This is a genomic window from Alteromonas profundi, from assembly GCF_010500865.1.
Taxonomy (GTDB): domain Bacteria; phylum Pseudomonadota; class Gammaproteobacteria; order Enterobacterales; family Alteromonadaceae; genus Alteromonas; species Alteromonas profundi.
The window spans coordinates 32056-53571 of record NZ_JAAAWN010000007.1 but is presented as its reverse complement, the minus strand read 5'-3'; the positions used below and the strand labels follow the sequence as shown (position 1 = coordinate 53571).

The window sequence follows — 21516 nt, the reverse complement described above, 5'->3', positions numbered from 1 at the left end:
TGAACGATGGTATTTTTATTATCCTGTTTGTTTAGTTTGAAATTTTGATGGACGCTTAGCTCAGTTGGGAGAGCATCGCCCTTACAAGGCGAGGGTCACTGGTTCAAGCCCAGTAGCGTCCACCACTTTCTCTAAGTGGAACGATGGTATTTTTATTATCCTGTTTGTTTAGTTTGAAATTTTGATGGACGCTTAGCTCAGTTGGGAGAGCATCGCCCTTACAAGGCGAGGGTCACTGGTTCAAGCCCAGTAGCGTCCACCACTTCTCTTTATTTTATATCACCTTTCGTAATACAAAACGCTAATCACTGGTTCAACAACTTCGTTGCGAGCCGACAGCAGCGTCCACCACTTCTCTTTATTTTATAACACCTTTCGTAATACAAAACGCCAATCACTGGTTCAACAACTTCGTTGCGAGCCGACAGCAGCGTCCACCACTTCTCTTTATTTTATATCACATTTCGTAATACAAAACGCCAATCACTGGTTCAACAACTTCGTTGCGAGCCGACAGTAGCGTCCACCACTTCTCCTATCGTTCGTACGCTCTTTAATCATGCCAAACGGTCTATTGGCCAATTTCCTTGTGGTAACCCGTGAGTTTAACGACTAGACTTTGAATGCGGCACTAGCAATGTGCATTTAATGTGGGGGATATTATGAAGCTCGACTTAGCTAAGCAATCTCAGTTACTGATAGCAGAAGATCAGGCGCTAGCTAAAAGCCACATGAAGTATGCATTAGACCAGCTTGGATTTCAGCACGTAGACTATGTCGACCGCGCTTCTCACGCCATTACCGCCCTCACGAATCAACATTATGATGCAGTTATTTGCGCATATGATCTCCGAGAAGATCACGGAGGATACGGGCTTTTTGAACAGTTACGAGCTGAACATACTATTCCTTTAACCACCGGCTTTGTGTTTACCAGCGCCGATACCAGCCCCGAAGCCGTGCACGCTATAATAGAGTTACAACCCGACGAATTCCTTGCAAAGCCTTTTTCTGTAAATCAGTTAGACAAACGCCTTTTTAAAGTGCTCCGGCGAAAAAAGGTTCTAGCTGAGGTTTACGAACATATGGATAGAGGCAATTTTGAAGATGCATTAGACGCTATCGATGCTTTTCTTATAGAGCCACGTAATGCTGAGTATTTCCCCTTAGCGCTTAAAACCAAGGGCGACTTACTGTTGCTTTGCGCGCATTACCACGATGCCAAAGACTTCTTTGAAGCGGTTATCAATGTGCAAGATTTCGCATGGGCCAAATTCGGACTCAGCAAGTGCTATGTACAACTAGAAGAATTTGACAACGCGGAGAAAACGGTACTTGAGTTAGCCTTTAACCGTAAAACTATGCTTCCTGCGTACGATCTATTATCGGAACTTAAAATAAAGGAACACGCTTTTGATGACGCGTTAGAGTGTATCACCGTTGCCAGCGATATTTCTCCTAGAAATATTTCCCGCCACCAAAAAGCGCACCAACTCTCGCGTATTACTCACGATTACAAAAGCCAATTCGATAGCGCAAAAAAAGTGGTGCGATATGGTAAAGACTCTATTCACGATACCCCCGATATCTACCTTGCGGCGGCGCGAGCTGGGGTCGATTTTGCTATGACTGCTGATGCAGCTGATACCAATAATATAGTTAAACAAACCAACGACTATTTAAGACAGTTAAAAACCGCCCACCCTAAAGCTAAAGTCAATGAGCAACTGCACGTTATTAATGCCCGCTTGTGTTATTTACAAAACGATAGCGATAAAGCAAAAACCATGATGGAAGCGCTTAATTTAGATCATTGGGAAGATAAGCCAGCAGAAGAACTAATAGATACAGCAAAAGCGTTTCATGAAGTTGGTTTACAGGGAAATTCAATAAAGATACTGGAAACCTTGGAGCTGAAACAAGCCAATAATGGCGATAACGACAGCTTGCTTAGCCAATATATAAAACAAGAGAAAACAGAAAAGGCCACCATAGCGCTAAGCCCAAGAAGCTTGAACAATGCTGCCGTATTACATTACCAAAAAGGCGAACTCACTAAATCTTTCGAGGTATTTCACCAAGCTTTTAAAATAATGCCCAAAAACCCCGCCATTGCGCTTAATTTGCTACAAGCGCTAATTAGCAAACGCGGCGCCCCTCAAGGGGACACCGTTGGGATAGCAAAATTGATTAAACGCTGCCGTTTTTCCATAGAAAACGCTAAGTTATCCGAGGAACAGCAGGTTCGTTACGAGAATATTAAAAGCCGGCTGCTTCAGGTAGCGTAAACCACCACCGTTTCGTGATATACGCTATCTTTGTACTCAAGTTCATGGCTAAAGCGCATACCTAGCTTTTTCATAATATTTATCGAGGCGGCATTGTCAGGGTTTGCTATGGCAGAGAATTGATCGATGCCATTTAAGTACAGCGCATCCTTTATCGCTTTGGCGGCCTCGGTAGCATATCCCATGCCCCAATAGGCGCGCTTGAAACGCCAACTAAGCTCAACGTTGTCTATCTCTGGCGTTGCCGTAAAAAAACCAAATGGACGAACAAGGATCCAGCCGATACTTTCTTTACTATCAAGCGTTTCTACGCGCCATAACCCCCAACCTAATGCTGGGTTTGAGTAGGCTAAAACCCGGGGTATAAATATATTGTCGATGTCCTCCTTTGACGACAATTTCCCCCCGTTGATATAGCGCATTACTTCTTCATCTTGATCGAGTTCCCAAAGAAACTCTTTGTCCGCTTCAGTTACATAATGAAAAGAGAGACGAGCACTATTTCTTACAAGCATATATTTCCTTATATTCAACTCTTATTGTTATGTGTTATTGCTAACTTTTTATTATTTTGACAGTGACTAAGCTAGCCTCCAAGCATTGCTAAATGCTTGGTCGCACCTGTATTACCTTCGTGCAGAAAATGGGTTTCATGTTTTTTCCCTAAACATTCAACTAAAAAATGCTTCACTTGTTCAACGTCGCCGTGAGTCAACAAGTCTCGCATATCTATTCCCTGTTCGCTAAATAAGCATAAATGCAATTTACCGTTTGCCGCTACTCTAAGTCGATTACAACTTTTACAGAAATCTTTACTGTAAGGCATGATTAAACCTATTTTCCCGGCATAATCAGGGTGAAAGAACTCTTGAGCGGGGCCTGCGTCTTTACGCCTTATTAAAGGCTGCCAACCATTTTCAATAAGTGTTTCCCGTAAAGGGCCACCGCTTTGATGTTGTTGGGTAAAAAACTGTGGTAAATCTCCCGTTTCCATTAACTCAATAAAACGTAAGGTAACGGGCATTTCTTTCAACCACCCCAGAAAACGGTTTAATCTAGCATCAGAAAAATCGTTCAACAATACTGTATTTACTTTGACTTCTAGTTCAGCCTCTACTGCCGCATCTAAGCCCGATAAAACCTCTTTCAATTTATCTTGCCCTGTGATGGCAGCAAACTGACGAGGGTCTAAACTATCAATGCTCACATTAACTTGGTGTAAGCCCGCTTGCTTCCACGCTTTAGCATGCTTCGCCATGCGCGCTCCATGGGTGGTCATGGCTACCCGTTCAATACCGGGTGTATTTGCAGTAAGCGCTAATATATCAAGGAAGTCTCGTCGCAGGGTGGGCTCGCCCCCGGTTAAGCGAACTTTAGAGGTACCTAATTCGGCGAACGCGTATAACAGGGTTTGAATTTCATTGGCGCTGAGAAACTGATCACTAGAAGGACCTTGGTACCCATCGGGCAGACAATACTGACAACGAAAGTTACACGCTTCCGTTAACGATAATCGTAAGTAATGAAATTGTCTTCCAAAGCTATCTTCTAACAAAGTTTCTCCCAATTCAGGTTGTACCAATAAAAATGGATGTATTGCAGTGTATTATACCTAGTGTACGCCCGCGCAAAGCAGAATGAAATAATCACGGCTGTATAAATAATAATGATTCGTTCTCGTGCTCCTCTATTTTCCTCGTTAAAAGGGCGTCCAGCTTGTTTTCTTGCATGGCACTTAGCCTTGGAAAACTTTACTATAGGGTATATACGACAGGCTTTCTTGCCCTAATCATTCATGCTTACCCTTTGAACCTTTTGGGCCATAATCAAGTAACAGCCTGCAAACAATAACAACACTAATAAAGAGTAGTCATTCTTCATGCGACCACGCAACTACACCGTTCACGATAATGCCCCCGTAAAATGGCAAGTTCTGCGCCAGCTTTGGCCGTATCTACTCGAGTTTAAAAGTCGCGTTGCGCTTGCTCTGGTGTGTCTTGTGGCAGCAAAACTCGCCAGTATCGGGCTTCCTTATGTACTTAAGTATACGGTAGATAGTTTAAACGGCGACTTAACCACCCTTGCTATTGCTGTGCCAATTAGTCTCATTGTAGCCTATGGCGTTTTACGGCTGTTGAATGTATTACTCGGTGAAATACGAGATACCCTGTTTGGTCGTGTTACCGAACGGGCTATGCGGCGGCTGGGGTTAAAAGTTTTTAACCACCTGCATCATTTAGACTTAGGTTTTCATTTAAATCGTCGTACCGGCGGCCTTTCAAGAGATATTGAACGAGGCACTACAGGTATCAGTTTCTTGATGCGCTTTATGGTGTTTAATATTGTGCCCACCTTGCTCGAAATTTCACTGGTAGTGGGTCTGCTCTTATTTCAATTTGGCGTGTCGTTTGCTCTTATCATTGTAGTTAGTGTTATTTGCTATGTGGCTTTTTCTAAAAAAGCCACTGACTGGCGTACCCGCTACGTACAACAAATGAACGAAGCCGATTCAACCACCAATTCCCGCGCAGTTGATAGCTTGCTTAACTTTGAAACCGTAAAATATTTCAATAATGAAACCTTTGAAGCTAATCGCTACGACAGTGATTTAGCGAATTGGGAAGTTGCCCGGCGGAAAAACCGTTTATCGTTATTCGCCCTAAATGCGGGGCAAGCCAGCATTATCGCTATTGCTATGACCGCAATGATGGCAAACGCTGCGTTTGGGGTTATTAACGGCAATATGACCATCGGTGATTTTGTCCTTATTAACGCATTCACCATGCAAATATTTATGCCACTTAATTTTTTAGGCTTTGTATACCGCGAGATTCGGGGCTCTTTAGCCAACATCGATAATTTGTTCGCGCTATTAGCTCAATCGCCGGCTGTAGTAGACAAACCTGACGCCCGAGCACTACATGCGCCCACTGCCTCTATACAATTCGATCAGGTACACTTTCGCTATCACCCCCCTCGCGCTATCCTAAATGGGATTAGTTTTAACGTTAAAGCTGGCCAAAAGGTGGCCATAGTAGGGGAAAGCGGCGCTGGAAAATCTACCATCATGAAACTGCTGTTTCGCTTTTATGACGTGAATGACGGCGCTATTCGCATCAATGGTGAAGATATACGCGGGCTAACCCAACAGAGTTTGCGTAGCCATATTGCTATCGTGCCGCAAGACACAGTGTTGTTTAATACCACGTTAAAAGAAAATATTGCTTATGGAAACCCGCAGGCAGATGAAGACGCCATTGCCAAGGCTATCGAGCTGGCCCACCTTACTCCGTTTATAGCCAAGTTACCTGACGGTTTAGACACTACGGTTGGCGAACGGGGGCTCAAACTCTCAGGCGGAGAAAAACAGCGAGTTGCCATCGCCCGTGCACTCTTAAAAGGGGCGCCAATAATGGTATTTGACGAGGCCACATCATCGCTTGATAGTGGCTCTGAACAGGTCATACTTGATGCGCTTCGTGATGCGGCAAAAGGCCATACTAGTTTGGTCATTGCTCATAGGCTCTCCACAATAGTAGATGCAGATGTCATTTTAGTTATGAGTAACGGTGAAATTGTTGAGCATGGTAGCCACACGCAACTACTACAAAAAGCTGGTATTTATGCCACCTTGTGGGACGCTCAGCAAAAGAACACTGCTACCCCCGCAGAATAACAGAAAACCATGACGGCTAAAGAGAACACATGAACCCAACACTCATTAAACAAACGGTTAATCAAGTGATGCCCTTTGGTAAGTACGCAGGACGTCGGCTTTTTCACTTACCCGAGCCGTACCTGGTATGGTTTCATAAACAAGGGTTTCCTAACAATAAGCTCGGTGAACAGCTTGCTCTGATGTATGAAATTAAACTTAATGGCCTAGAATCCGTGGTAGAGCCATTACTCGACGAAGACTAATTGTTATGTATGCGACTCCTAAGAAATTAAAAGACACCATCGTCAATCAACGAAGTCTGCAACTGCACAAAGCAATAGCTGACAAAGTTCTCGCGTCGCCTCACCTATTAGAAAAGGCGAAAGATAACCTAGAAGCGCGTTATAACAATGGACTAATGCGTTACGGAAGCTATATGTTATGGCAAGGAATTTTAGAAACGGCGGGCTCGCCAGAAACCTTTAAGCAACTCCTTTTAGCCCAAGATGAACGAACGGCGAGTTTACGTAAAAGCACAATATTTGTAGGGATACTTACGGAACAAGAACGTGAAGACGCCCTTTCCGCTATGCCGTAGGCTGCCCATTGTGGGCAGTAACCTTTATAAGCAGGCTTTTATAGATGATTTATACGACTTCCCTATTTTCAATTGACTGGCATTAGCCACTACCACAGTGTCGCTGGTGGTGCTGGTAACCTTATGTTTATTGACCACAAACGACTTGTGAATTTGAATAAAGTCTCGCCTAGGTAAGGCTTCAAAGAGTTGTTTTAGCGTACTGTTGACTAACACCATGTCTTTTTCATTCCATACCTTTACATAATTGCCATAGGCTTCAAGATAGCGAATATCCTCTACCTTTAATCGATGGTGTTCCCGGCCTACTTTTACCCGTAAAAACGGTACGTCATTTTGTGAATCGATGCGACTTCGAACTTTTTCTAACGCTTTAGCTAAGCGGTTTGCGCTTACCGGTTTTAGCACATAATCAGCTACATCAAGTTCAAAACCGTCAACGGCGTACTCCGAATAAGCGCTTACCACCACAACCTCGGGTGGGTTCGCCATCACTTTAAGCATTTCAATGCCACTTAATGCTGGCATATTTATATCTAAAAAAAGTAAGTCTACCGGGTGTTTCGCTAGATATGTGAGCGTGTCTGCCGCATTAAAACACTGGCCCACTATATGAATATCCTTATGTTGGTGTAAATGATGTAAAATCACTGTATGAGCTAAGGGTTCATCATCAACAATTAATGCCGTTATCATGCTTGTAGCTCCAATGATAATATGGCTATCCAATACCCATCGCGCGCTTCACTTATTAGGCGGTTATTTACCCCAGGTAACAGCGACAGTCGTCTGTGGACATTGGCTAACCCTACCCCGCACTGATCTTTTTTGGTTCCATTTAGGCCGCTCTTGGCTCTGTCTGGGTTTACGCCATACGGCACATAGGCGTTTTTACAGATAAAGTGAAGTACGTTATCGTCAATGGTCATCTGTATATCTAAAAAACTTCCGGTTGGCGTTTTCTCTATGCCATGTTTAAACGCATTTTCTAAAAGCACAATAAGCAATAAAGGAGGAATTCGATAGCGTGAGTCTGTTTGAGGCCAAGAAATATTGAAACGGCAGTCGGTTTGATACCTAAGCCTTTGCAATGCCAGGTAATCATTTAAATAGGCTATTTCATCTTCAAGCCAAACCCACTCTTGCTGCCCTTGGTACACCGTATAGCGCAGTAAACTTGACAGGTGTTCAATGCTTTTGGGCGCTTGGTCCGATTGCTGTAGCGTGAGGGCGTAAAGGTTATTAAGCGTATTGAAAAGAAAGTGTGGGTTAATCTGCTGCTGCAATAATTGTAACTCGGTGCGTACCTTATCTTTGGCAATACTGGCTAGTTTCACATCAAAAGATTTACGCTCAAAGGCTAATATAACGGGCGTGGTTACCGCTAAAATGACGAACATAAATCGAAAATTATCTAAATCAAAAGCGTTGGCGTTCTCTGAAGGCAATAACGTTAATTCAGACACATTGCTTAGTGGTAATAAAAGGACAGTGGCACTTAGTAGCGGTGCAGATAGTAAAATAAACAAGAGCGAGCAGGCTGCAAAGGGCGTTAAGCCATGTACAGAGAGTACCCGTCTTATTAAGCAGTATCGATTTATCCAATAAATAAAAAACAAAATAAGGCCTAGCCATAAAAACTGGCTAACGTAAGCCAAAAAACGCGGAAATTCACTTACTACCAGATACAGATCCACACGCATTGCCAGGGGCTGATTATTCATTGGATCAGGGGTAGATAGGAAAATGCCCGTACACCCTATAACCCAAATAAAAATAGTCGTTGCTACCATCGCATCAAGTGAGAATACATGCTGTATCCAGCTTGGCGCTTTCACACCTATGCGAAACTGCGACTTATGAAAATGATGCAGTGCCCCTAAGACACTCGCAGTAATGAAAAACCAGATTATTTGACTGTCCAATTTTTGATTGCTTAACTCTGGAGTTAACAAAGATGGCTTAGGAGAAATCTGCGCAGAAATAGCCGTTAGCGAAAGTGAGGTATGCAGTGGAAATACAAACAGCGCCCCCGAATACAAGGTAAAAAGAGCGAGCCAAATTATCCCCCCTCTCGGCGAGGACATGTTACTTAGTGCGGCCTGCGCAAGTAAATAAGGCAGCGCTAGAATAAGCGCTTTAAGGTGTAGCAGGGTAAACAATACTACCCCGCCATTTTGCGCAGCAATAAAGACCACATTTGCCGATAGAACAATAGCTGCAAGCAAGGGCAACGTCGCTTGCAGCATGTCGTTATGCTTTTTTAGTTGTAAATTCATCGAGGTCTCTTTAACAGCTCGTACATACAATGACGGTAAAAATTGTCAGATGCACAGCAAAAATGACGAAAGTGTGTTTTTAGTTGATAAACGTAAAAAGCGCCGAAGAATCTTACCTTTGTCATTTTAAAACCGCGATTCATCACCCCTGTATATCCCTAAACACACCAATACGTATAGTGGCGCCTAATATTGCTACTCACCATCATACCTCACCCTCTCGGGATTGTGATAGACGGAGACGTTTCTATGCTAAGTATTTCTAATTTAAACAAAACCTACTTCGATGGCACCAAAGCCATCAGCAATATTTCATTGCAGTGTCCTACCGGTATGGTAGGGCTTTTAGGCCCAAACGGCGCGGGCAAATCAACACTTATGCGAACACTTGCCTGTTTGCAGCCTCCCGATTCAGGTTCCATTACCTTCAACGGCATTAACGTTCTGCAAAACCCGAATGCATTGCGATCCCAGCTCGGGTATCTGCCTCAATCTTTTGGGGTCTATCCTCACATGAGTTGCCGACAATTGCTTTGGCACATAGCCACCTTAAAAAAAATTGATAAACGGCAAGCAGCCCAGCAGATAGCCACATTATTGTCTCTTACCAACTTAACTCAAGTCGCCAATAAACCGGTTACCAGCTATTCGGGGGGGATGCGTCAAAGGTTTGGTATCGCGCAAGCTTTATTAGGCGATCCTAAGTTTATTATCCTTGACGAACCTACTGCCGGGCTTGACCCCTTAGAGCGACAGAGGCTACACAGTTTACTGGTGAAAATAAGCAAGCAAACCTTAGTGCTGCTTTCCACTCATATTGTGGAAGACATAGAAAATTTATGTAGCCGAGCGGCAATTATGATGCAAGGGAAAATTGTCGATAGTGGCGAAATTGCAGCGTTAATTGCGCCTTTGTCAGGCAAGATCTGGGAAATGGATCGGCGCCCAGAATGTGGCATTGTGGTATCAGAAAGTTACCACTTCGGGAAAGATAGATGGCGGGTTTATCACTCTGAAATACCCCATACAAACGCCATCGCGTGCGAGGCTACGTTGGAAGATAGGTACTTTTTCCAGCTCAATAAGGAGCCTAGCTAATGCTTCTTTTCATCTCGGGTATTATCAACGAGTGGCGATTATACCTTCGCCAACCTAGCGTTTGGCTGAGCCTACTTATCGTTCCAGGTTTTGCCTTTCTGCTTGCGCAAGGCCTTTCCGTGGAGGGAGATATTCTTACCAAGCGACTTACACTACTTAATAATGCCTCTATTATGCTTACTTTGCCCATTGCGGTGGGCCTGTTAACCCCTTCGCTATTACAACGGGACCACATAAGCCAGATGGCGGCGCTTATCTATGTTACCCCTTCCACGGCACTTAGCCGCTATATTTATCGCGCCAGTGCATTTTTCTCACTACTCATGCTGCTTATGGCCATAAGTGTAATACTCCAAGTGGCCACCATTGCCCCGTCTTTATCTCAAACAACGGGGCTGCTGGGTATTACGCTACAAAACTTAATTGTGTTGGATATACCAATACTTTTATTGTTTACAGCAATCGCCATGTTATGTGGGCGTTGCTTTAACTCCCCCATGCCAACCTATTTCACGCTGTGTATAGTGTGGGTAAGTTACGTTATGTTGGCATCGGTTAATGGCGCGCCGATATTAGCTGGGAGCAAAATTGTAAACCCTCAGCTGTATTTCATTATGTCTTGGCTCGACCCTTATGGGTTTACCGACATCTATCGCCAGATAGAACAAAACGCAAACTGGGCTATTACCCCAAAAACCGCGGTCAACAGGCTGATATATGGGGCTATGGCCATAGCCATGTTATATCTATCCCGACCTTCTCTTGTCCCCACTTTATACCCAGCACTTCCCCCTATCTCCGGGGGCGAGACTACCGGCTGGCGTAAGATGAAAGGCAACACTACTTATTTACTGGCTTTGCCTTTCACCAAACTGCTAGCACCGCTTAGGTACAATAAAAGAGCCATAGTCACCTGCAATAGTATTCAGCTTCTTATTAGGCCCCCCTCACTGTTAATGGCATATTTCATATACGCGGGCATGGTCTTCTCTGAAGTATTGTCTGCCATAGATTACGCAGAACCTTTTGCTACTATTTTTCCTACCAGCGCCGATGCTCTAGGCCGCATAGTATGGGATGTAATGCCTTTTGGTGGGTTTGTGCTTATGAGTATCTGGGCTTGGCAACTGTGTTGGCACAGCAAAGCAAAAGGGATAGATGAACTCACCGCTGCCACACCGATAACAAATCTACAGCTTATTGCGGGGCAATGTTTCGCCCTTGTGTTTATGTGGGCCGCGTTTCTTTTACTCACAGCAACGGCGACGCTAATTGCTGAACTCTACTTTGGCAGTAGCATTTCGCTTCTAACTTATTGCGCCACCCTGTTGCTAACTGGCCTGCCCGTTCTGCTTTTTGGCCTTTTATGTATCGCCATTCATCATCTATCGCCGGCGCCACTTATAGGCGGAGCACTGTGTAGCATGTTAATACTCATTAAGTTTAGCTCACTTATGGGGCTATTCGGTATTCCCCATCCTCTATGGGACATTTCAGGGACCCCCTTGCAACCCGCCAAACTAAGGGTGGGCTTTGAAATGAGCATTTCCGCATTATTGCCCTTTCTACTTTACTGGCTAGTGATATGTGTCACATTACTTGCAGTGGCGATATGCCGAACTCACCGCGGCACCGGTTATACGCATTTAATGAGCAAAGGTACATCTGTCCCCTTAGTGACGTGTATGCTTCTCATTTTGTCTGCCACTGTGTTTATGCATAGCGCACTAAAACAAGAACGCGCGCTCATGATGCCTAACGAGCGCCACCTTATAAAAGCAAATTATGAACAGCGTTTCCAACATTGGCAGCAAATTCCGCAACCCGTGGTAAGTAAAATAGATGCTACCGTTCATTTTTACCCCCAGAAAGGCTATGCCGACATTGCGCTTAATGTATCGCTTAAAAACAATAACAATACTCCTATACACCGTGTTCTTATCGGCAATCACCCCGACTTTTTACCAAATCTCCTGCAACTAGAACATGCAAAACTACTAAGCCACGACACCCAAACTCAGCAACGTATTTTTGCATTTAGCCGCCCACTTAAACCGAATGAAGAGCGTCTTTTAATGGTCAATCTACGGGTTGAAAACCAAACCTTGTGGACTTCGCCTACCCATCATGTGGTGACCGAACCATTTAGTTACCTAAGAGGCGTGCCGCTTATACCCCACGTTGGATTTAACGATAACTTCACCCTTGCTGATCCTACACTTAGAAAAGAATATGGGCTGTTGCCACAGCGTTTCCCTTTGCCCAGCGAACTCACCCAGGCAAATAGAAACGCCAATAGCGAGGCGAAACCAATCATCCTAACATCTACAGTTATTGCACCTGTTAACTACCACGTAGTCGCACCCGGAGAACTATCAAAAACATGGACGATAGAGCAACAGGGGCAAAAACGGCGTGTATTCCGCTTCGAAACCGGGGCGCCAATAAGCGCCATACCTGCATGGATAGCCACCACCTTTAAAAATACTAAACACCCTTTAGTGGTAGCCAAACGACCGCTAATGTTAAATATGATAGGCACGGATGACGAAGATGCCAGTAAGGTTCACATAAAGGCGGTAGAACACACGTTGTCTTGGTTTGAGAACGAGGTAGCGCCCTACCCTTACAACCAATTAAACATGGTTTTCGCGCCAGATTTAGGCCCAAGCGGGTATGCGCTGCCACAAGTCCTTATTTTTGATCATTTACTTTCCATGCGTGCTAAACCGACTACGCCGCACCTTGATCAAAGGTACAGACGAGCGGTACATGAGATTGCTCACCAGTGGTTCGGCCACCAATTGGGTTTCGGGTTATCCGCCGATAGTTCATTGCTAATCGAGTCGTTAGCAAAATATGTTGAGCTGGTCATGCTTGAAAAACACTATGGGAAAGATGCTATGAATGCGCTGATTGAATACGAAAAGAGACGCTACCAACAGTTTCAGCAAAGGTATGTAGGCCAGCCAGTGGCCTTTATAAATGCCAGCGAAACCCCCGATATTTACTCTCGCGCTACCCTTGTATTTGCGCAATTTCGACAACGTATCGGCGATAAACCTATTACCGACAGTTTGCAGCATCTATTTGAGCAACAACGTATGAGCAAGGCCCCCGTTGCAGCAATAGATTTTGTTAGGCAGCTAAAGCAGCACACAGAGGTGCAATATCATGCTGATATTAACCGCCTGTTTCTTGCTCCTGGGTACAGGTAATCAATAATAAGCACCAAGTATGTCTAGCCGAACAGACGGGCTCTTATCGTGGACATAAAAAAGCTGCGAATTCGCAGCTTTTTTTGTCTGACAAAGAAAGTTAACTTCGGTTAACAGTACTTTATATAGATTGGGCTTTATGCACTACGTAAATGATCGGCTACTAAGAATGCCATCTCTAATACTTGATCGGCATTTAGTCGCGGATCGCACTGAGTTTTGTACGCTTGTGCTAAGTCATCATCACTAATTTGATAGGCTCCCCCCGTACACTCGGTAACGTGTTGGCCCGTCATTTCTAAGTGAATACCACCCGCATGCGTACCTTCGGCTTCGTGGGCTTGGAAAAACTGTTTAATTTCCCGCAAGATAGCATCGAAGTTACGGGTTTTATAGCCACTAGATGCACTGAAGGTATTGCCGTGCATTGGATCTGAACTCCATACCACATTACGCCCTTCTGCTTTTACTTTGCGCAGTAACCGTGGCAAGTTGTCCGCTAAATTATCTGCACCCATACGCGTAATTAAAGTTAAACGCCCTGGGTCGTTATGCGGGTTAAGCGCATCGATGAGACGAATAAGTTCATCTTCTTCCATGCTAGGCCCTACTTTCACACCGATGGGGTTATGAATACCGCGGAAAAATTCAACATGCGCGTGGTCAAGTTGACGCGTACGTTCTCCAATCCATACCATGTGAGCCGAACAATCATAAGGCTTACCCGTTAGCGTATCTACCCGGGTTAGCGCTTGCTCGTAGTTAAGCAATAAAGCTTCGTGCGAAGTAAATAGCGAGGTTTCATGTAAGGTAGTGCTAGATTGTGAATTAATGCCAATAACATCCATAAACTCTAGTGAGTCTTGAATGCGCTTCGCCATATCGTGATAGCGCTCTTTTAATGGGTTATTTTCAACAAACGCCATATTCCAACGGTTAACTTCGTGCAAATCAGCTAAACCGCCCTGGGCAAAAGCACGCAGCAAGTTAAGCGTTGAGGCACTACGATGATACGCTTCAAGTAACCTATCTGGGTCGGGTTGTCTCGCCGCTTCGGTAAACTCAAAACTATTGATAATATCGCCACGATAGCTAGGTAAGGTAACGCCATTAATGGTTTCGAAGTTCGATGAACGCGGTTTAGCATACTGTCCTGCCATACGGGCTACTTTTGTTACCGGACAGCGGCCTGCGAAAGTAAGCACAATCGCCATCTGCAGAATAACCTTAAAGGTATCGCGAATTTTAGGTGCATTGAACTCATCAAACGATTCGGCGCAATCGCCCCCTTGCAGTAAAAAGCCTTTTCCAAGGCTTACTTCACCTAATTGGCGTCTTAACTCTCGCGCTTCTGCAGCAAAAACCAAGGGTGGATAGCTACTAAGGGTGTCTTCTACTTCTTTAAGACGTGCGTTATCTGCATATTCAGGTTGCTGAAGGATTGGCTTTTGTCTCCAGCTATCTACTTGCCAATTACTCAATGAGGCTCTCCTAAGGATTCGTTGTCGGCGGAAAAAGTACGAACGGTCAGTGCGGGGATTTTACCACAAAAATTAGCCCACTATAGGGGCACAAACTTGAATTTCTAGAAAGTCGTCCCGTTCTTTCACAGCAAAGTGACAATCGAAGGTATTTTCCAGGTTCTGCGCCGTCATAACTTCGCCTACCGCGCCATAACTTGTAACCTGCCCGTGCTTCATAAAAATAATATCTTGGCCATAATTAGCGCTTAAAGAAATATCGTGACAACTCAGTATTAATGTATTGCCCAATTCACACAACCGCGTGCATAACGCCAGAAACCCATATTGATGGCGAATATCTAACCCCTGCAAAGGTTCATCTAACAACAACACTGCTTCGCCTTGTTCGATGGCCGGCCATACCTGCATTAGAGACCGGCAAATCTCTACTCGCTGGCGTTCACCGCCCGATAAGCGGTTTATCGATTGGCTAAAATACCCCCCAACTTCTAATGCCTTTTCCAGCATCGTCGGCACAATACTTTGTTCATCATGGGAAAAAAACGACAAATAATCGGCTACTGAAACGGAAAATACCGCTTCAGAATGTTGGGCGAGTATGCTTCTAAAGCTTGCTAATACGGGTAATGGCCATGCTTCTATAGGCCTTTGATTGAGTAGCACCTGCCCAGCTGTGGCGGGCACTATGGCCCCTAACGTGTTAAGTAGCGTTGATTTACCCGCACCATTAGGCCCTAATATATGTATGCAGCGACCAGATGGAATAGTTAAATCCACTTCTTTTAGTCGATGGGATACCGACACTTTATCTACTTCGAACGTTGCTTTCATCGAAGCTGCCCCTTCAACAACGCCCATACCAATAAGGGGCCACCAAGTGTTGCAGTAATCATTGATACTGGAAGCGTAATTGCACCAGTATATTCTGAAGCTAATACCACCATTAATAATAAACTAGCCCCACATAAACCGCTAATAGGCAGTAGTAAACGGTTATCATGGCCCAAAAATAAGCGTAACACGTGGGGAACAAGTAACCCTACAAATGCAATCGCGCCGGCTATAGACACTGCGGCTCCTACCCCAATAGCACAAGCAATTAAACTTTTCTCAGTAAGTCGTTGTACCTGCACGCCGCTGCTTAGCGCGGCTATATCGCCAGCATATAAGCGGTTGAAGTACACCGCTTGTTTAATTTGATACGCAAGGCTAAGCACAATGATTGGGCCGCTCACTAATAAAATGGGCCATGATGCTTGATACACGCTCCCCATTAGCCAAAATGTTAGGTTGCGCAGTGATTGTGCATCGCTAAAAAGGTATAACCAACCAATAATTGCGCCACTTAGGGTAGAAATAGCAATGCCAGACAAAATTACCGCAGTTGCAGAACCTAGCAGGGTGCGCGCCAACCGATAGATGACAAACGTGGTCGTAAGCGCGCCAATAAAACAGCCTAGGGGTAATATATAGTGTAGATACCCTTTCGCCCAATCTGGGGTAATGAGCAATAACACTGCAGCCACTAAACTAGCTCCACTCGTGATCCCTACTATGCCGGGGTCTGCGAGGGGATTTCGCAACACTACCTGTAAGGTGGCGCCGCTCACCGCTAGTACAGCCCCCACGAGCACCGCAGTTAGCACCAAGGGTATCTGTAGTGCCAGCGTAATATGCTGTTTTAATGACAAGGGAGTATCTTGTAGCCACACCCGTGCAAGCACTGCCAATACTAAAACAGCGCTTACACTAAAGGCGAGTAAAAACGCAGATTTGTGTGCTGATTTACCGGCCATCTACTAACCTAGTTTAAGGTGTTCAATAAGCCCATCGGCAGCGTCTTCAATAAGATCCAACACCAACTCAAAGCCCCCTTTCCCGCCATAGTAAGGGTCTGGTACTTCTTCTTCGTCAGCACCAGCTAACGCCAAAAATAAGTGAATTTTGTGCTGATACTCGCTAGGACATATTTTATGCAAGTTATCGAGATTGCTTTTATCCATTGCCAAAATGTAGTCAAATTTTTCAAAGTCACTTTCATCTACACGACGGCATTTAAGACCTTTAAAGCTATAACCTCTCGCTGTTCCCGCCGATTGCGATCGTTTGTCGGGCGCTTTACCAATGTGATAGCCATGGGTGCCAGCAGAGTCGATAATGAGATCAAGGCCGGCATCAGCAGCTTTTCGAATGAACACCGCTTCTGCGGTTGGGGAGCGGCAAATATTACCTAGACATACAAACAACAACGATGTCTTTTCGCTCATGTTGAATTCCTTTTTAATGCTATAGACGGTCTGTGACTAAACTTTATGGTTAGTTTCACGTATGATGGCCGCTCGGAAAAATGTGGAGCTGTTATGACCGCACATGTATTAATGTTAAGTAGTTCACGTGAAGGTGACGAAGCCTATCTAGCACACGCTAGAGCGCATATTCTTGCACACTTAGGGGATATTCGCGAACTCCTGTTCGTTCCCTTCGCTGCTGTTACCCAAAGTTATGATAATTATGTCGAGGCTGTAGCAAAAGCACTGCCTGAATGTACGCTCATTGGTTTGCACACCCTTGATGATCCTGCCTCTGCTATTCGCCATGCTAAAGAGAATAACCAAGCGATTGTTGTTGGTGGCGGCAATACTTTTCACCTTTTGCATACGTTGTATCGTCAGGCGTTAACTGTACCGCTTAAGCACGCTATCGCTGATGGTGCGGCCTATATTGGATGGAGCGCAGGGTCAAATATTTGCGGGCAGAGTATTCGTACAACCAACGATATGCCAATTATTGAACCGCCAAGTTTTGACGCCCTTGAAATAGTGCCGTTTCAAATTAACCCGCACTACACAGATTTTCATCCGCCAGGGCACAATGGCGAAACCCGTGATCAACGACTTGCGGAGTTCACAACCTTAAACCCAACCCTTCCTGTGGTGGGTATACGAGAAGGTACCGCTTTAGTGTTTAGCAATAAAACACTATCGTTGATAGGTGACAAAGGCGGCTTTATTTTTAAAGGTGAAACAAAAACCGCCATAGGGCCCAACGACGATTTAACTGAGTTGCTCGATAGCGGTGAATAAAAGGTGTTGATGAGGTACCCGGTTGTAGGGCACTTCTAGTAATAAAGGCGCGGGCAATTCCCGTTTTAGGGTGGCTAAGTTTTCGTTATAGCGGGCCATATCTCCGCTAATATCATTTGCCACCCAACCTTTTAGTGTTAATCCATCGCGTATTATCGCCTCAGCAGTTAAAAACGCATGGTTCAAGCACCCTAGTTTCATTCCTACCACCATTATCACCTCCATGTTTAACGACGAGATTATATCCGGTAAAAACACCCCTTGGCCTAACGGCAGTCGCCATCCCCCCGCTCCTTCCATAAGCAATAATTCCGGTTCATAATGCTGTAACGTTTCCAGCCCCTTCGTTATGACTTTGCCACTCAGCTCAATATCGGCCTCCGCCGCAGCAATATGGGGTGCAATGGCGGGAATTAGCCGAATAGGGTTTATTTCATTAATGGGTACGGCTATGCCACTTGCTTGTTGTATAGCACTAGCATCCTCATTAACCCAAACACCATTAACATTTTCGCAGCCCGCCGCTATGGGTTTATAACCCACATTCGTTTTCCCAAGCGCAGTGGCCCCTTCTAATAATAAACGGGTCACATAGGTTTTTCCCACTTCCGTGTCGGTGCCGGTGATAAAGTACTGTTTCATCGCTTCTCTAATCTAAAATGGCTGACCAAATAAGACAAAGGCAGCCCAAGTTCACATTGCTGTTCGCCCATAAGGTTACGATAGGCCATATCTAACGCAGCAATATCCCGTTTATTTAAGCTTTGCTGATGGCTATGGGTAACCCCTGCTCCCACGTTTTTAATGGAGCGCAGCACCCCCATTACGTGCGGGTGTCTATCTACATAGACGTTAGTAATTAAGCGGTTTACTGTAAAGCCGATGTGAAGAAAGGCGCTAAGCCATTGCGTGTAGGTTGCCATGGTCGTCAGTGCAGGAGATAAGCCTGCAGCCGCTCTCGCGTTATGAAGCTCTTCAAATGAACCGGCTACCATAATACTAAGCTCGGCAATGCTGCCCGGTTTCATTACACGATAAAGCTCTTTTGCCACCTCGCACGGCGCTGAACACCACTGCAGTGCCATGGAAGAAAATATCCAATCGACAGACATACTAGGCAATGGCAGCTGTTGCGCACACCCGTGTAAAAAACTTATATGCGGATAGTTGTCTTGGGCATAACGCACCATACCTTTTGCAATATCCACCCCTTGTACTTGAAAGCCTCGGCGGTGTAAGTGCGCAGTATGTAGCCCTGTACCACACCCCACATCAAGGCCTTTGCCCGGTAAAGATAACGGCAAAAATGCCATTGCCTTGGCGGCAATTACCTTTTGAATACGCGCTTCGTTGTCGTATTGGCAAGCAGCCTTACTAAATGTACAGGCAACTTTTTGTGTATGCGACATGTCACCGGCATCACAATCGCGTTTTTTTTCACTCGGCGAAGGTATTGGTAAAATCGCATTCACAGTAACGCCTCGTATGCTAGGGTTAATGCATCAATTAGTACATCGACATCCTGTTTACTATGGGTTGCACTTAGGGTTATTCGAAGCCTATCTTCACCTTTAGGTACGCTGGGATAACGAATCGCCGGAACCCAAATACCTCGTTCTTTTAGGCCATCACTTAGCGCCATCGCGCGCTGTGGCGACCCTACAATAATAGGCTGTATGGCGCTCGTACTTGGCTTAAGTAGTAACACGTCTCGCCCTTTATTCGGGCTAAATTGGGTAACAAAGCGGTGGCGAAAATACGCTATATTGTCGTGTAATTGCCGTTGTCTGCTATTATCTGACGCGAGATAGGTTAGCGAATATAAGGTTGCTATCGCTTGGGCCGGTGGCATCGCGGTGGAATAAATGTAGTGTTTTGCAAAATTTATCAAATAATCGATTAAATCTTGACTACCAGCGATAAACGCCCCCGCGGTGCCTATTGCTTTGCCAAAGGTACCCATAACCACAGGCACCTGTTGCTGAGATAGGGAAAGTGACTCTGTTGTGCCTAACCCTCTCTCTCCCAACACCCCCATGCCGTGTGCATCATCTAGCATTAACCACGCATTATTATTGTGGGCCAGCGAGATTATCTCATCAATGGGGGCGCTATCTCCGTCCATACTGAATACGCCTTCCGTCACGATAAGTTTGTCTTCAGCGCTCTCTTTGTTCAATAAGGTAGCAAGGTGCTGCATATCGTTGTGAGCAAATCGTCTGACGTTTGCATCGCTTATCATGGCTGCTTCTAAGAATGAAGCATGCATAAGTTTATCGGTAAACATACTCACATTTGCGGTTTTATTACCTGCTAATGCCATACATATTGCTTGGTTAGCAGCAAAACCTGAATTAAACAGCAAAGCGGCTTCGCGATTTAACCCTTCAGCTATATAAGACTCTAACGCTAGATGGGCTTGAGTATGGCCAGTGACTAAAGGAGACCCGCCACTACCAGCACCGAACTGTGCTAGCCCTTCTACCCAGTTTTGCAATACACCTTCGTGGTGACGCATACCTAGATAGTCATTACTGGCGAAATTTAAGTAATGCGCATCGTTAATGCAGATGATGTTATCTTTTTCATACTGCTGACATTGGCGCTGACGCAAATACCCCTGTTCACTACGCTGTTGTAGTACGGGCCCTAGCCACTGAAATGACATTACACCTCCGATGTTGCGTTATTGGTGCGCACCTTGGTGGCGTCATAAAACAATTCATTGCTGCCACCCGCTTTGTGTTGCGCAATCTCTTCTTCTAATACTTGTTGATGCGCGGCGTCAGAGAAATCTCTCGTACGCTCGGTATTAATACCTAACTTCTTAAATAGCAGCACATCTTCATGGGTATCAGGGTTTGATGTTGTAAGTAGTTTACAACCATAGAATATTGAGTTGGCGCCTGCCATAAAGCATAACGCTTGCATTTGCTCATTCATCGCCTCGCGTCCCGCAGACAAACGAACATGCGATTTCGGCATCATTATTCGCGCCACGGCAATGGTGCGAATAAACTCGAAATAATCGAGGTCTTCTACACTGTCAAGAGGCGTACCTTTGACCTTAACCAACATGTTGATGGGCACACTTTGCGGCTGTTCGGGTAAGTTAGCGAGCTGCACCAACATACTGGCCCTATCGCTGACAGTTTCGCCCATTCCTACAATTCCACCCGAGCATACATTCATGCCCGCGGCTCGCACATTTTCAAGTGTATCTAACCTATCTGCATACGTACGGGTGGTGATAATGTCGCCATAATATTCAGGCGATGTATCTAAATTATGATTGTAATAGTCTAACCCTGCTTGTTTTAATGCTACCGCTTGATCTCGGGTTAGCATACCCAGCGTCATGCAGGTTTCTAAGCCGAGTTGTTTAACTTCTTCTACCATTTTCACAATATACGGCATATCACGATCCCGCGGGTTGCGCCAAGCAGCCCCCATACAAAACCGCGTTGAACCAGCGTGCTTAGCCTCTTTCGCACGCTCAATTACTTTTTCGATTTCAAGCAAACGTTCTTTTTCAAGACCAGTATCATAACGCGCGCTTTGTGGGCAGTATTTGCAATCTTCTGGACAGGCACCTGTTTTTATTGATAACAAAGTACTCACTTGTACTTCATTGGGGTTGAAGTGTTCGCGGTGAATTACCTGCGCCTTAAACAATAAATCGTTAAACGGTAGTGCATAGAGGGCCTCTACTTCGGCCTTGCTCCAGTCTTGGCGAATTGTATTATTGTGCGCGTGAGACGCAAAAGCCGTTGTCATTGACTGTCCTTTACTAATGTTAAATGCTGGCTT

19 protein-coding genes and 2 tRNA genes are annotated in these 21516 nt (G+C 45.1%); 9 read left to right on the top strand and 12 right to left on the bottom strand.

The genetic code is table 11. From position 1 onward, the window contains the following. The first annotated feature begins 49 nt into the window (after nt 1–49). The 3 genes from GTH32_RS07040 to GTH32_RS07030 all read left to right on the top strand — a co-directional run bounded on the left by GTH32_RS07040 (nt 50) and on the right by GTH32_RS07030 (nt 2288). Nucleotides 50–125 (top strand) — tRNA-Val (locus tag GTH32_RS07040). Between the two features lie 61 nt (nt 126–186). Continuing rightward, nucleotides 187–262 (top strand) — tRNA-Val (locus GTH32_RS07035). Between the two features lie 400 nt (nt 263–662). Next, complete coding sequence (locus GTH32_RS07030; protein ID WP_163084543.1) at nt 663–2288, top strand: response regulator; 1626 nt, start codon at nt 663–665, stop codon at nt 2286–2288. On the opposite strand, the gene GTH32_RS07025 is transcribed toward GTH32_RS07030, so the two are convergent. Then, a complete protein-coding gene (locus GTH32_RS07025) occupies nt 2276–2803 on the bottom strand; it encodes a GNAT family N-acetyltransferase (protein WP_163084542.1) in 528 nt (175 codons plus the stop codon). The two genes, GTH32_RS07030 and GTH32_RS07025, sit on opposite strands and share 13 nt — an antisense overlap. Nucleotides 2804–2874: 71 nt before the next feature. Beyond that, nucleotides 2875–3843: a GTP 3',8-cyclase MoaA gene (moaA, locus tag GTH32_RS07020; protein WP_163084541.1), complete on the bottom strand. Its 969-nt coding sequence runs from the start codon at nt 3841–3843 to the stop codon at nt 2875–2877. A gap of 324 nt (nt 3844–4167) precedes the next feature. Between moaA and GTH32_RS07015 the strand changes: the two genes are divergently transcribed. From GTH32_RS07015 to GTH32_RS07005, 3 genes are read left to right on the top strand one after another with little or no spacing between them, the layout of a single operon-like run. Then, a complete protein-coding gene (locus GTH32_RS07015; protein WP_163084540.1) occupies nt 4168–5964 on the top strand; it encodes an ABCB family ABC transporter ATP-binding protein/permease in 1797 nt (598 codons plus the stop codon). Between the two features lie 29 nt (nt 5965–5993). Next, nucleotides 5994–6209, top strand: coding sequence for a DUF3820 family protein (locus tag GTH32_RS07010; protein ID WP_163084539.1), 216 nt, complete (start codon nt 5994–5996; stop codon nt 6207–6209). Nucleotides 6210–6214: 5 nt separating this feature from the next. Beyond that, nucleotides 6215–6544 (top strand): hypothetical protein, encoded by a 330-nt coding sequence (locus GTH32_RS07005; protein ID WP_163084538.1) that lies wholly within the window; start codon nt 6215–6217, stop codon nt 6542–6544. A 24-nt stretch (nt 6545–6568) separates the two neighbouring features. On the opposite strand, the gene GTH32_RS07000 is transcribed toward GTH32_RS07005, so the two are convergent. Both GTH32_RS07000 and GTH32_RS06995 read right to left on the bottom strand, forming a co-directional pair. Further along, nucleotides 6569–7240: a LytR/AlgR family response regulator transcription factor gene (locus GTH32_RS07000; protein WP_163084537.1), complete on the bottom strand. Its 672-nt coding sequence runs from the start codon at nt 7238–7240 to the stop codon at nt 6569–6571. After that, nucleotides 7237–8823, bottom strand: coding sequence for a sensor histidine kinase (locus tag GTH32_RS06995; protein ID WP_163084536.1), 1587 nt, complete (start codon nt 8821–8823; stop codon nt 7237–7239). The genes GTH32_RS07000 and GTH32_RS06995 overlap by 4 nt, the downstream gene beginning before the upstream one ends. 249 nt (nt 8824–9072) lie before the next feature. Between GTH32_RS06995 and GTH32_RS06990 the strand changes: the two genes are divergently transcribed. Further along, entirely contained in the window at nt 9073–9921 is an 849-nt protein-coding gene (locus GTH32_RS06990) for an ABC transporter ATP-binding protein (protein ID WP_163084535.1), read from the top strand. Further along, the gene (locus tag GTH32_RS06985) at nt 9921–13139 is read left to right on the top strand and encodes a M1 family aminopeptidase (protein WP_163084534.1); all 3219 of its coding nucleotides are present in this window, start codon (nt 9921–9923) and stop codon (nt 13137–13139) included. Before GTH32_RS06990 ends, GTH32_RS06985 begins: the two co-directional genes overlap by 1 nt. Nucleotides 13140–13276: 137 nt before the next feature. On the opposite strand, the gene GTH32_RS06980 is transcribed toward GTH32_RS06985, so the two are convergent. From GTH32_RS06980 to GTH32_RS06965, 4 genes are all read right to left on the bottom strand, one after another. Further along, complete coding sequence (locus GTH32_RS06980) at nt 13277–14620, bottom strand: class II 3-deoxy-7-phosphoheptulonate synthase (protein WP_163084533.1); 1344 nt, start codon at nt 14618–14620, stop codon at nt 13277–13279. Between the two features lie 72 nt (nt 14621–14692). Further along, entirely contained in the window at nt 14693–15454 is a 762-nt protein-coding gene (locus GTH32_RS06975; protein WP_163084532.1) for an ABC transporter ATP-binding protein, read from the bottom strand. Further along, on the bottom strand, nt 15451–16419 hold the full coding sequence (locus GTH32_RS06970; protein ID WP_163084531.1) for a FecCD family ABC transporter permease: 969 nt from the start codon (nt 16417–16419) through the stop codon (nt 15451–15453). The genes GTH32_RS06975 and GTH32_RS06970 overlap by 4 nt, the downstream gene beginning before the upstream one ends. Before the next feature lie 3 nt (nt 16420–16422). Further along, nucleotides 16423–16890: a low molecular weight protein-tyrosine-phosphatase gene (locus tag GTH32_RS06965; protein ID WP_163084530.1), complete on the bottom strand. Its 468-nt coding sequence runs from the start codon at nt 16888–16890 to the stop codon at nt 16423–16425. Between the two features lie 93 nt (nt 16891–16983). On the opposite strand from GTH32_RS06965, the gene pepE reads away from it, so the two are divergent. Then, nucleotides 16984–17706, top strand: a complete 723-nt coding sequence (gene pepE, locus GTH32_RS06960; protein WP_163084529.1) for a dipeptidase PepE — start codon at nt 16984–16986, stop codon at nt 17704–17706. Here the strand turns inward: pepE and bioD are convergent. From bioD to bioB, 4 genes are read right to left on the bottom strand one after another with little or no spacing between them, the layout of a single operon-like run. Next, nucleotides 17677–18348 (bottom strand): dethiobiotin synthase, encoded by a 672-nt coding sequence (gene bioD / locus GTH32_RS06955; RefSeq protein ID WP_163084528.1) that lies wholly within the window; start codon nt 18346–18348, stop codon nt 17677–17679. The two genes, pepE and bioD, sit on opposite strands and share 30 nt — an antisense overlap. Next, nucleotides 18345–19178 (bottom strand): methyltransferase domain-containing protein, encoded by an 834-nt coding sequence (locus GTH32_RS06950; RefSeq protein ID WP_163084527.1) that lies wholly within the window; start codon nt 19176–19178, stop codon nt 18345–18347. Before GTH32_RS06950 ends, bioD begins: the two co-directional genes overlap by 4 nt. Then, nucleotides 19175–20374 carry an 8-amino-7-oxononanoate synthase gene (bioF, locus tag GTH32_RS06945; protein WP_163084526.1) on the bottom strand — a complete coding sequence of 400 codons (1200 nt, stop codon included), beginning with the start codon at nt 20372–20374 and terminating at the stop codon, nt 19175–19177. The genes GTH32_RS06950 and bioF overlap by 4 nt, the downstream gene beginning before the upstream one ends. Further along, nucleotides 20374–21483, bottom strand: a complete 1110-nt coding sequence (gene bioB / locus GTH32_RS06940) for a biotin synthase BioB (protein ID WP_163084525.1) — start codon at nt 21481–21483, stop codon at nt 20374–20376. Before bioB ends, bioF begins: the two co-directional genes overlap by 1 nt. Nucleotides 21484–21516 lie beyond the last annotated feature (33 nt).